The sequence below is a fragment of the Woeseia oceani genome, assembly GCF_001677435.1.
In the GTDB taxonomy this organism is placed as follows: Bacteria; Pseudomonadota; Gammaproteobacteria; order Steroidobacterales; family Woeseiaceae; genus Woeseia; species Woeseia oceani.
Genome location: NZ_CP016268.1, coordinates 943571 through 956342, shown reverse-complemented (window position 1 = coordinate 956342; position 12772 = coordinate 943571). Strand labels below are relative to the sequence as shown.

Below are 12772 nucleotides of genomic sequence, written 5' to 3'. Positions count from 1 at the left end.
CGGTGGACATTTAATTAAGATCAGACGTTGCTGTTTTCGTATTCATACATTTGAATTTGACCCTCGATCCCCCGTTATGCTGAAAATTGACGGCACAAACGCCAACCAATGAGGACCGACCAATGATTTCACGACGCGACTATCTCAAGTGTTCATTGATTGCCGGTGCGGCATCGACACTGCCTGTCGGCTTTCTGCATGCACTGGAAGGCCAGCAACTGATCCAGCGGGCGATACCGAAGACCGGTGAGAAACTACCCATCGTTGGACTCGGCTCATCAGCCACATTCCGGCGCTTGGCCGAGGATGGAAACACCAATCAGCTGAGCGACGTCATCAAGACCATGCTCGACAACGGTGGCCGCGTATTCGACACCGCGCCCGGTTACGGCGAGTCGGAAGAAGTGGCTGGCGAGATTGTCCAGCAATTGGGTGCGACCAAAGACATCTTCTGGGCAACGAAACTCAATGTTGCAGGACGCGGCGGTGCTGCCGCCGACCCCGCCAAAGCGCACGCGCAGCTTGAGGACTCGTTCAGATTTATCGGCAAAGACCCGATCGACCTCATCCAGGTGCACAACCTGGGGGATGTGCCCACGCAAATGGGCATACTGAAAGAACTCAAGCAGGAAGGCCGGGTTCGTTACATAGGCGTAACTTTCACCGGCTCCAGTCGCTATGCGGACCTTGTAAAGGTGTTGAAGGATGAACCCGTCGACTTTGTTGGCGTGGACTACGCCGTCGACAACCGCGATGCGGCAAGAGACATTTTCCCCGTTGCGAAAGACCGCGGCGTAGGCGTGCTCGTGTACCTGCCGTTCGGGCGCACACGACTGTGGAATCGCGTCGGCGACCGGCCAGTGCCAGAGTGGGCCAAAGAGATCAGCATTGAGTCTTGGGCACAGTTCTTCATTAAGTTTGCCGCTGCGCACCCGGACGTTACGACTGTCACACCCGCTACCAGCAAACCACACCACATGCTCGACAACCTGGGCGCCGGTGTTGGTGAATTGCCCGACAAGGCACTGCAGAAACGCATGGCTGAGTTTGTCGACGCGCTGCCTTCAGCCTGAGACATTCCGAAACATGTACTGGGGGGTATTACTCAGCCAGCGATCTTGAACGCATAAAAATGGCCCCGACCGGGGCCATTTTTTTAGCTGTCTGAATTATCCGCCGGCGAACGTCCGGAGATTTGATTCCTAAATCAGCAATCTGCACTGGACCATCGACCCGAGCCGAAGGGCTGGCCCGGGGCACCGCTCATGGGCCTACTGGATTGAGGCGGCAGTCGAAACTTACGGCAACGTATAGTGCCGATTCGAGCTAGTACAGTGGTTGGTCCACAGCACGTTGTCCAAACCGGGTCTGGACCGCCGCCTGCTGCTGATGGACGTGCTGGTAGTAGTCTACGAGTTGCAATTGGGACGCGGCTGCCTGATCAACGACAACCGTCACTTTCGGGTGCAGTTGCAAAGCCGACGCTGGGCACATGGACGAAACCGGTCCTTCTACCGCTGCGCTGATTGCGCGTGCCTTCCCATCGCCGGTCGCAAGAAGCAGCACCCGCCGGGTATCCAGAATAGTACCGATGCCCATCGTTACAGCGAGCTCCGCGCTAACGCCGGCTTTGTTGGTATTCAGGCTATTGTCATGGATGGTAGATCCGGCGAGCGTCTTGACCCGCGTTCTGGACGCCAGACTTGATGTCGGTTCGTTAAAACCAATATGCCCGTTCGTGCCAATACCAAGTAGCTGCAGGTCGATGCCGCCCGCGAGCTCAATCGAACGCTCGTATTCCTCGCCCACCTGAAAAGGGTTTTCCCCTTCGGGACATTTCGGAATGTGCGTATTCTCAACGTTGATATCAATCGCATTGAATAATTCGCGGCGCATGAATGCGCTAAAGCTCAATGGCTCGTCATCACCGATACCCACATACTCATCGAGGTTGAAGGTGATTACGTCCTGAAAGCTGATATCGCCCTGCTGATACGCACGAATCAGGCATTTGTACAGAGCAACAGGAGTCCTGCCAGTTGCCAGACCCAAAACCGCGGCGGAGTTTTGCTTCACAAGCCCGATAATTCGCTGCGCGCCGTACTCGGCAACGGCATCAGCACTGTCTAAAACTACAACTTCCATTCCATACCAATCCGTTCGAACCCTATCGCACTTGCCTTGCTCAGATGCGGAGGTCCGGCATTAATCTATAGTCTTCGAGGATTCTGCCGTGCCACCCGCCAACGATAGTTCCGCAAACTCGTTCGCCACGCTTTGTGTCGCAATCCGAACGGTCAACGCAGCGCCAACGATAGAAATACCGATCAGCATAAAGCCGAAAACAGATTTCCCTGTCAGGGTGTAACCGATACCCAGCAGGCTTGAGTAAATAAAGATCACGCCCAGGAACCAGCCCAGCCAATTGCGGGCAGTGTTATTTTCGATTACTACATCCGGGCAACGTGCAGCAATTTCACCCCACCAGCCGCCAGGTTTGACCCTGCGGTAAAAGGCTTCCAGATGATCTGCATTCACGGGCTTCGTCAACAATGCGACGATCAACCAGAGCACTGTGCAACTGGCCAGAATGAAAGTTGCTCTAAGCATGTCGTAGTCGGAACTGTAGAACTGGTCGAGTTGGGCATGCACTCCGTCCGACACAAGCCCGACATTGAACAACAGATTGATGAGAATCATGCCATTGGCCAGCACCAGCGTTCCCGCCATTGCACTGATCTCAGCCCAGGCATTGACCCGCCACCAGTACCAGCGCAGCAGATTGACAATCGCAAGGCCAGCGGTAATTTCGAGAATGTAGATCCAGCCACTCTCGATCGATTCCATTTGCCACGCCGTAATGGCCGCCAACCCAGCCAGAATCAGAACGGATACTCTTGAAACCAGTACGTAGTGGCTATCGGAAGCGTTCTTCTTATAGAAGCGCTTATAGATATCGTTAACCATGTACGAGCCTCCCCAACACAAGTGGGTATCCATCGTGCTCATGAAGGCGGCAAGGAACGATGCAATGATGATGCCCTTCAAACCAACGGGAACCACCTGCTCGATCATCATGGGGTACGCGAGTTCCGGGTCGGCCAGCAATTCCGGTGAAGAAGTGGCTATCGGGAACATGATCAACGACCCCAGGCCGACGACGATCCATGGCCAGGTGATCATTACGTTAGCGGCAAAGTTGAACCAAAGCGCGGCCAGAACCGATTGCTTCTCGTTCTTGGTGGCAAACAGCCGCTGCGCTAGATAGCCGTCGCCCTGTGCACTGCGTGCCCAGAGGATAAATATCAAGACCAGGTAAGAGACAAACTGCAGAGAGCTGATGTTGTCGGAGTCGGGAACCAGATCCAGGGTGCCCGGATTAACACCTTCAATACTGGAAATCTGCGCGGCCATTTCCGCTGGTCCGCCGAGTTCGTACAAAACCAGACCTGCGAAAATTATGGTACCGATGGTTCCGGTGATGAACTGGAACAAATCGGTAACGACAACACCCCATAAACCGGCAGTGACCGTATAAGCCAACGCCACGCAGACACAGACCACCAATGTGTACAGCGGATCGAAGCCGAACATGACCTGCGAAAACTTCATCATGGCCAGTAACACGAAACCCATGATGACCAGGTTCTTAATGACACCGTGGTAGAGCGCAGTAAATGTCCGCAACGCGGTTGCCACCTTGCCCGTGTAACGCAACTCAATAAACTCTGCGTCCGTGACGATATTGGCGCGCCGCCACAACTTCGCGTAAAAAAACACGATAACCATGACGCCAGTGGCCTCATACCACCACAACCAGTTCGCAAATATGCCGTGCTGACGGACCAATGACGCCGCAAGCAATGGTGCGTCGGTTGCAAAATAGGTGGCAGCCAGTGAGGTACCGGCGAGCCACCACGGCAATGCTCTGCCGGCAACGAAGTACTCTTCTATATTCGAGCTTGATCGTTTACTGAACCAAAGACCGATGCCTACGGTTACGCAGCAGTAAGCTGCAATAACGATCCAGTCAATATAGTGCAAGTTCATTCATTGCTCCCTAACAGTACGCCAGTTTATTTCAGGTGAATCTCGGGCCAGATATACGGCACGGCCTGTTGGTCGCCACGAACAGAAGACCAACCCAGGCGACGACCTCCGGTCGTACCGCTGATATCCGACTCGTCGTATTCGTAGACCAGCACGTTGACGCTGACGCGATCACCGGCCGTTGGGTTCGGCATGGCAGAACCGTCGGCACCCCGGCTCGGAACAACAGCCCACGGAATTTTGACTTCCATGTTGTACTTGCCTTGCTGTTTGCCACTCGCGTCGATGTCGCCAACACTCACCTCAAAGCCTGGCGCCGTGTTCTCCGCCAATTCCGCCGCACTGCCGGTTACATTGACAAGCCCCTGATTGGCGTCCGCATCACGCGCAGCTCGCGCGCCCCACACGGCATTGCCATCAGCGTCGCGGGTACAGGGGAAAATGCCAACTTTGAACGTGCGCGCCGTGAACAACGCGGCATCGCCGGTTTTCTGCGGCGGAATTCTTGAGGCCTCATCGCCGGCATCGTTGAACTGTCGGCGGTCTACACCAATCTCAATGGAGTCTGTTAACCAGTGAGCGTTAATTTCGTCCGTAGTCCGGCCGCAGCTGACGTAATCGTCGGTGATCTCGAGCGCCAAATACAAAGCCGTGTCGTCGTAAGTCATGTAGCCGCGAACACCGATATCGGAATCTTCGCCTGTGCCGCGTGAACGACCTGACCATTGATCCTTGCGCCCGAAGCTAAAGGTTGGCTGCTCAACGTTCTTTTTGATATCGGACAAGTCCGCATCGACTGACACCTCAGCAACGGCCGTGCCGCTAACGTCAGCACTGGGTACAAGGTAGATATCAGCGACCTGAGTGGACAAACCACCGGCCGTGGTTACTTTTAATACGCCGCTGATATTCGCAGAGCTCTTCCCTTCCGGCAGTACGCGCGAAGACAAAGGAGTGAGCTCGAACGCGTAATCCCGGCCACCGGGTGGTACTTCAATCGGCTCGGCAACGACGATATCAGACATGCCATCGATCGCCGCACCGTTCTCGTCAACAAAGCCTAGTGACACAGTCGATTGTGCGGACTGGCCGGAGTTATTGACCAGTTTCACGTTTAATGTATTCGCCTGATCAAGCAAGAGCACGACGCGCGGCGGTACACTGAGATTTAGCCAGTCGATGTTGTTCTCTGCCGAGAAATTGTGGAAGTTGGCAATTTCGTAGGTGGAAACAAACTCACCTTCTACGGGTGCTGTCACGCCGACGATCGCGAAATTGTCGCCGCGCAGCTCCTCGCCCGCGTACTCTGCAACCAGCGTAAACAGCAATCGTTGCAAATTGCCGACCGTATCTTCGCTTGTCGGCGTCGCAGTAAACTGTACGGTGAACGGCGCTCCTGACCGAATATCCGCATCACTCAAGCGCTTGCTGGTGCTATCAACGTTGAAGCCCGCTGGTGCTTTGACGTCCAGTCGAGCGTTTGACAGCCCGTTCGCGACGTTTTCGGGGAAGTAGAGCTCGACCGTTACCGTCAGGTCGCGGCCCAATGCAACCGATGCAGCACTTTGCCTGACCTCCATGGTCGTACCATCCGGGTATCGGGAAGCAAACAGGTACTTGTCTTCGGCTTTGTCGTTTGTGGTGGTAGCCGGGTCCTTGACCGGCACACGGCTGGCCAGCAACAGGAATCCTTCGTCGCCCTCACGTACCGTGCTTTCCTGCCAGCCCTGCGAAATAAACGTACGCCGCGCTTTCTGGTTCAGATCTGAGTATTTCTGGCCACCATTTTTCATTTCGTCGCTGTTGAATATGGTGATCAGATTCTCGCCAAGGACCGGGAAAAACTTGACAGCCCGGCGAATGTTGTACGTGTCATTAACGTACAACTTTTTTGGTTGGTATGCCGGGTATTCGCCCGCGCAATAGCTGGGATCACCTGCCTTGTTATAGGCCGTTATCGCGATTCTTCCGGCCCATTGATGCTGGCCGTGAGTGCCGGGGGCCGGCCACATACCGACCAGAACTTCCGGTTTGCGCTTCCTGACCATATCGATGATCTTGCAGATATAGTTCGGATCGTTGTCTCGCCAGATGCTCGCCGCTTCTTCCGCAAACAGTGTGTAGTAGAAGTCGTACAGACCCTGGTAATCCTGATCAGTACTTTCAACGCCGACGTAGCGCATCGCTTCGATGAGTTCCTGCTTTCGGACTTCCACAAACTCATCGCGACTCATCGCTGGCAGTGAATTGCCGCCGCCACCACTGTCAGTGATGACCATGATCCCGCCGGTAGAATCCCCATCAACCGAGAAGCGGGCCATTGTCGAAAACATCCCGCTTTGATCGTCAGAGTGCGCCCCGAAATGCATGTAACTCATCGCCGAGTAGGCAACTTCCGCCGCGGGCTCTGCGGCCTCTTGGTTACACCCCCATAGCAATGTGCTAATGATGAGTATCAGCGCAGTTTTCGGACTTTTCATGTCAACCTCACTTGCGTAAGAGTTTCTGGTGCCTGTTCCAGGCACCAACTAATAAATATGTTCCCGCTTTTTTCGGCGCTAACGGATTCTGCGCAGCATTCAGGAAAAAGCCGGGTAATGCTGCGACTGCTTTTCGTAAAACACGTCGAACATTCTGCTTGCCACGCCCAGATCGTGAACCATTGGGTTCATCGCGAGTGCGCTGAGCGCCAGGGATTTGTCTCCCTTCCAGATCGCCTCCGCGGCCCGTCTCTGGTAAATCGACAAAGGACCGATCAACGCCATCTTCCAGTCTTCAAGTTCGGCGAACTTTCTGCGTTCGACGCCAATCGGTGTAATGCGACACGGCATCTCAACGACTGAGTCATATGGCAGATTGGGAATGGAACCGAGGTTCGGTACATTCAGAATATGTTCGCTGCCGTCGCGGGTTACCAAGGCACCAATTACGTCCACGGCCATGTCACCAAAATCCGATCCACCTCGAACATGCGTTAATGTCGGCTGGTCTTTGGCTGACTCTTCTTTGTAATGATCGAAATAGCTGTCCAACTCCGACATGATGACCTCGGCGCGCGTTGGTTTGCCTTTGGCGCGGCTCACGAACTCGGACATGTAGTAGTAATACGGCAAATAGCTGTTTGGCATGGAGCCGAATCGTTTGGCTAGCGTAAACATGCCCTTTAGACGGTCGTTCGCGTCTGATGCGATCACCTGATCGTGCGCAGCGTTCATGGCTGCAACACCGTCTTCGCCATCAATGGTGAAGTCCTGAGTCCAGGTCGCATGATTCAAACCAATGGACGTGAACTTGACATCGGCATCAGCTCGGCCCAAAGCGTTAAGCACACTTTCGATATCGCCAATACTTTGATCGCAAATACTGATTGCGGGAACATCGGAATAACGAGTAAGCGCTTCGGCTACGATCTGGGTCGGGTTGGTATAGTTTACGAGGATGGCATTTGGCGCTTTCCGGGCCATTATTTCGGTGATGTTCCTGATCACAGGCAGCGATCGAGCCGCAAAAAAGAAGCCACCGGGCCCGCAGGTTTCCTGCCCGTAGATACCAAATGTCAGCGGAATCGCCTCGTCCTGATGCCGGCATTCAAAGCCACCCGGCCGACAGGTGGTCAACACGTAATCTGCGCCGTCGATTGCGGCTTCAAGATTCGTTGAGGAAGTGATATTTATGCCACCACCAGCAAGCCTCGCAAGCTTGCTCACGAGGCCGGTAACGACCTCCAGGGTCTCGGCGTTGATGTCATGCAGAACAATATTGCAGCCATCGAATGTTTTGGAATTGATGAAGGCTTTGACGAGCCCGGGAGCATAGGAACTGCCGCCCCCAACGATTGTAAGTTTCACGCGTTTGCCTCCAACAGCTTTTCCAGCGTTTCTCGATTGGGAATCTTTGTGGTTGCACCTACCGTAGTAACGGCAAATGCGCCGCAGGCCGACGCCAACTTCAATGCCGCCTCAATGGAAGCGGTTTGGCGATAGGCCAACAGGAAGCCAGCAACGAAACTGTCTCCTGCACCTGTTGCGTCGACGAGCTGTGTAGTCAATGCCGGATGTCGATACGTTGCTCCGTCCTTGATGGCATACGCGCCCCGGTCGCCGTCCGTCAGCACGACGAATGGAAAGACGGTGGACAATACGCTCTGGACTTGTTGCAGGTCATCGACCCCAGCCAGGGCGCGACCTTCATCCGAGTTGACAAAGAAAATGTCGACGATACCGCGCAGCTGCTTGAACCCGTCAAGTCCAAGTGCCAGATCTTCAGTGCCAATGGACAGGGAGATGGAGTGCGACGACAACGAGGCGTCTGAATTCAGCAGGTGTTTTACGCCGCCGACGTGCAGGTGTTCGGTATTGGCCACGACGGCACTGTTAATGAGTGGCGCACCCTGATCGTTTGAGTAGGTCACGAGTGCCCTATCACCGTCAACCGGCAGCGCAACAGTCAGCTCGGGGGTTGCACCGTCTGTGCGGGTGCAGAGTGACAGATCAACATTGTGTCGCGCAATGTCACTTTCGATTAATGCGGTTATCGGGTCAGTGCCCAGGGTCGCAATGTGAGTGACATTCGCGCCCAGGCCTTTTAGCCAGGCTGTTGTGGTGAAGATGCCGCCCGCGCATACGCTGACATCATCAGCAAAAATTTCGCCACCCAGTCGGGGCATGCCTGGGAGACCGGACAACGTGATATCGCAACAGATTTGTCCCACTACACCAAACTGAAACACACGCGGTCCCTGGACAAAGGCGGTTAGCCAAAAGGCTGCAAATCGGCTTAAGCACTAACAGCATTGAAATCGGAGTGCACGGACATATTGCCCATGCACTCCGTCATTACAATGTTATCTGAGCTTGCTGTGCCCGGTATGCGGACACCGCTGCGACAGCGAGCTCATGCACGATAACGATCAGAAGTCATACTGGAAGGTAGCCTGAAACGCCCGACCATTGATAGGTCTTGCGTAGAAGAAGCCACCTACACCGTCATCACCTTCGACGAAGCCGGCACGTGGATTACCCTCGGTAAGGCCAATCGCGTTATTAAGATTGGTGCCTTTGACCTGCACAGTGATTGCATCGTTGACCTGATAACGCCAGCCAAGATCCAATGTGTGGTAAGCATCCAGTTCCACGGTGTTACCCAGATCAGCGAAGCGCTTGCTCAGGTAATGCGCGGTCAGGAAGAAGTCACCAACAGGGCTGTGGAAGGTATTGATCAACCGTACCTGGGTATCCGGCGTACGTTGAACCATGTTGCCGTTAAACGCTTCGTTGACGTCCCCGGCAGGAATACCCAGAACTTCAGAGTCCTGGAACACACCGGAGAAGGCAATGGTAAACGCGTCGGCGACGTTCCACTCACCTTCAAACTCAACACCCGTGGTGTCGGTTTCGATGGTGATCTGTTCGGTCAGACCGGTTGCCTGGTTGCGCGCACCGAAGCCCAGGTTCTCGAATACGGTGTTAAACAATACCAGCGAGACCGTGACGTTGTCGCCAAAGTAGCGCGTGCCAAATTCCGAGAACGTCAGATCAGCGACAGGCTCTACCAAGCCGCCGTAGCTACCAACACCCGTAGTCTGGTAAGAGCTGGCCCAACGGCCGTAGACGGCAAACCGGTCGGTGATCTTGTAGTTGGCGCCGGCCGTGAATGACCATTCCTTATACTCGCGCGAACGATGCGAATAGGAACCGTCAAACCAGTTGGCCGTGTCGTTTACCCAAACGTTGTCATTACCGCCTTCCAGTGTCTGGCGTGCGGTATTGCCGGTTGAAGCATTGAACTCGGCCACTTCGTAGCGTGTACCAGCATCGATTCGGAGCTTGTCGTTAACCTGAAACTCGTCGTTGATGTACAGCGATGTTGATTTCACATCACCGGTAGCGTCGTCGAGCCAAATACCGTAGCTGTAGACACCGTTGTCCGTGTACGTACCGACTTCCTCGCCAGCCGCATCAAGAATAACAATGTCCAGGAGATCGGCATTGTGTTTGACGTCCGACAGGATGAAGGAACTCTTGGTGTTGTATCCGTTCAGCACTTTGTCGGCAAACAACACACCGAACGCGAGGCTGTTGTTGTCGGTTTCATGGTTCAAGCGGATATTGCTCATGAACTCTTCGGTTCTTCTGTCGCGATCAATAGCGACACCAAGAGTCGTGAGACCGTTGCCGTTCAAGTTGTTGATATCAGAAACCAAAACGCCGGAATCCGTATAACGGTAAGCCGCACTGGCGCCACCGAATGCGGCAACAGCTGCCTGAACATCAGCTTCCTGGAGGCGTTCGGCACCATCCTGAAGACCCCAAGGGAAAATGCCATTGGCGTTCAGGTGCCAGGTTGTCTGCCGTGCAGCAATATCCAGTGACCAGTTCGAATCAATTTCTTTGCGGAAGTTGACGCCAAAGCTGTTCAGCTTCGTGTGGTAGCCGTCTTCCATATTGGTCTGGCCAACGCCTTCCGGAGTGCGATGGGTGATTCGCGAGGTACCGATACCGAGCAATGTGCCGGATGATGCATCGATTCCAGGAATACTGGATGGATCGCTGTCCGGGTTGTTAACAGGAATCGGCAAATAGAATGTGTTGTGGTCATTGATGTTCTTGACCGTGAACGTCAATTCGCCGTCGTCCAGCTTACGGGTCAGGCTTGCACGCAACTGACCGCCACGGTCAGCGGTGAAACCCACGTCGCGGATGCCGTCGCTGGTACGGTAGTAGCCACCGATGCCCAACAACCACTTGCCGTCGTCATCGACCGGCGCGCCGTAGAACAAGTCGGTGCGACGCGTACCGTAATCGGAGACCGTGAAACGCAGGCTGCCTTCCGGATCTTCGGTACCTTTGCGGGTAATGAAGTTAACGATTGAGCCGGGACCGTTGGTGGTCAGAATACCGGCCGTACCGCCGCGAATGGCTTCCATTCGGGAGATCGTAATGTCTTGTCGTTGCTGGGTATCAACGTGGTCGTTGTCGTAACTGACCGGCAAGCCATCTTCCTGAATACTGATAAAGCGGAATGCGGCGCCGCCACCCAGGCCTCGTGGTGCAACGTTGTTGCTGATTTCGCCACCAGAGTCCTCCACCCAGAGGCCCGGCACGACTTCGAGAATGTCCGCAGTACTGAACGCGTCTTCACGTGCCAGCGCTTCAGCGTCCATAGTAGTAATCGCAACGGATGATTCCAGCTTCGTTCTTGTTGACGAACTGGTACCCGTCACTACGATTTCTTCCAAAGAATTAGCGCCGTCTTTGGTCTCTTGAGCGACCGCGCCCCCACAGGATAGCGCCACAGCTATAGCCACGGCACAAGTCCGACCCAACGAGCTTTGTTTTACAAACATTCTAGTTGTCTCCCCTACCCTTACTTCGCTTCGACCGTTCAAAATGAATAGCTGGAAGTAACCGGTACGACCCGTAAAAAGTGTAATGAAGCCGGAGAATAACAGAACAATCTTGCCGCATCTAGACAAAATAGAACGTTTTTTCTGTTTTGTAGGCGGCGATGCCAGAACGCGGTACACCACCGTCCGGTAGCCGCTTCAGGCCCAAAGAACCGGCCGTCAGTAGTCCCGGGCGACATCTGGCAAATACTCAGTCCACTGCGGTTGAGGTCGTTTTTGCCACCAATTTTGCTGGTTTTTGCGGAGATTACTGGCGCGACACAGCGCAGGAGCTGGCGCGCGAACCGGCGCTGGTCACCGCTGTCCAGGCGGCTGATTGTGACGGTAGTCCGCCAGCCAGCGTTTAGGCCGTTGTGGCAGAAAAGAGGTAAAGTAGGCTACTCTGGAAAATATATTCCATTGGTAAACCATAATAATAATCAACCTATCGAGGCATGACCGATGACAGAGCCGCGCTACCAGAGCTTTGAAACCCTTCGCGATGCAATCTCAGCCGAGCATGCATCGCTCAGCAGTCGACTGCACCAGATCGCAACCTTTGCCCTTGAACACCCTACCGACATGGCACTGGAGACAATTGCCGTTATATCCAAACGGGCTAATGTCCAGCCGTCGGCGCTAATTCGCTTTGCCAAGAAGTTTGGCTACTCCGGCTTCAGCGAGATGCAGAAGACCTTTCAGACCCGGGTCGTCGAACGTTCGGCGAGTTACAGAGAACGCATTCGCTCGATAGAGGCCACTGACGGCGCCGAAATATTTTCCGGGCACGACGTTACCCATTCCTTGCTGGTGCAGTATTGTCGATCGAGCATAGCGTCACTCAATGAACTGATGGAAGGACGGCTTTCGGAGGAACTCAAGACGGCGACCAACCTGCTGGAGCAGGCCGACAATGTTTACATCATCGCCCAGCGACGCTCCTTTCCGATTGCCGCCTACCTTGGCTATGCATTGAATCGGGCTGATTGCAAAGCGCACCTGCTGGACGGCGTCGGCGGCATGATGTTTGAGTATGCACAAGCCATGCGGACGAATGACGTATTGATCGCGATCACGTTTCCGCCCTATTCAACCGATACCGCGAAAATTGTTGCGATGGCCTCGAAGCGCGACATACCTGTCATCGTCATGACCGACAGTTTGCTGAGCCCGGTATCAAGTGCCGCCCGCGCCTTTATCGAGGTTCATGACGCAGCCGTTCATTCGTTTCATTCGCTGACCGCATCGATGTGTATCGCGCAAACATTGGTCACCGCACTGGCCTTTCGTGGCAAGAAAAAAGAAGACGCCGAAGCCACTGAGCCGCAAGCCGACTAA

8 protein-coding genes are annotated in these 12772 nt (G+C 54.5%); 2 read left to right on the top strand and 6 right to left on the bottom strand.

The window, feature by feature from the left end:
* The first annotated feature begins 122 nt into the window (after positions 1-122).
* Positions 123-1073, top strand: a complete 951-nt coding sequence (locus tag BA177_RS04105; protein ID WP_068613229.1) for an aldo/keto reductase — start codon at positions 123-125, stop codon at positions 1071-1073.
* A gap of 253 nt (positions 1074-1326) precedes the next feature.
* On the opposite strand, the gene nagB is transcribed toward BA177_RS04105, so the two are convergent.
* The 6 genes from nagB to BA177_RS04075 all read right to left on the bottom strand — a co-directional run bounded on the left by nagB (position 1327) and on the right by BA177_RS04075 (position 11356).
* Positions 1327-2145 (bottom strand): glucosamine-6-phosphate deaminase, encoded by an 819-nt coding sequence (gene nagB / locus BA177_RS04100; protein ID WP_068613227.1) that lies wholly within the window; start codon positions 2143-2145, stop codon positions 1327-1329.
* A gap of 60 nt (positions 2146-2205) precedes the next feature.
* Entirely contained in the window at positions 2206-4050 is a 1845-nt protein-coding gene (locus tag BA177_RS04095; RefSeq protein WP_068613215.1) for a sodium:solute symporter family protein, read from the bottom strand.
* 26 nt (positions 4051-4076) lie between these two features.
* Positions 4077-6530 (bottom strand): PIG-L family deacetylase, encoded by a 2454-nt coding sequence (locus tag BA177_RS04090; protein WP_082989854.1) that lies wholly within the window; start codon positions 6528-6530, stop codon positions 4077-4079.
* Positions 6531-6629: 99 nt separating this feature from the next.
* On the bottom strand, positions 6630-7898 hold the full coding sequence (locus BA177_RS04085) for a family 4 glycosyl hydrolase (protein ID WP_068613201.1): 1269 nt from the start codon (positions 7896-7898) through the stop codon (positions 6630-6632).
* Complete coding sequence (locus BA177_RS04080) at positions 7895-8716, bottom strand: carbohydrate kinase family protein (RefSeq protein ID WP_068613198.1); 822 nt, start codon at positions 8714-8716, stop codon at positions 7895-7897. The genes BA177_RS04085 and BA177_RS04080 overlap by 4 nt, the downstream gene beginning before the upstream one ends.
* A 243-nt stretch (positions 8717-8959) precedes the next feature.
* Positions 8960-11356: a TonB-dependent siderophore receptor gene (locus tag BA177_RS04075; protein ID WP_197493323.1), complete on the bottom strand. Its 2397-nt coding sequence runs from the start codon at positions 11354-11356 to the stop codon at positions 8960-8962.
* 540 nt (positions 11357-11896) lie between these two features.
* Between BA177_RS04075 and BA177_RS04065 the strand changes: the two genes are divergently transcribed.
* Positions 11897-12772, top strand: coding sequence for a MurR/RpiR family transcriptional regulator (locus BA177_RS04065; protein ID WP_068613188.1), 876 nt, complete (start codon positions 11897-11899; stop codon positions 12770-12772).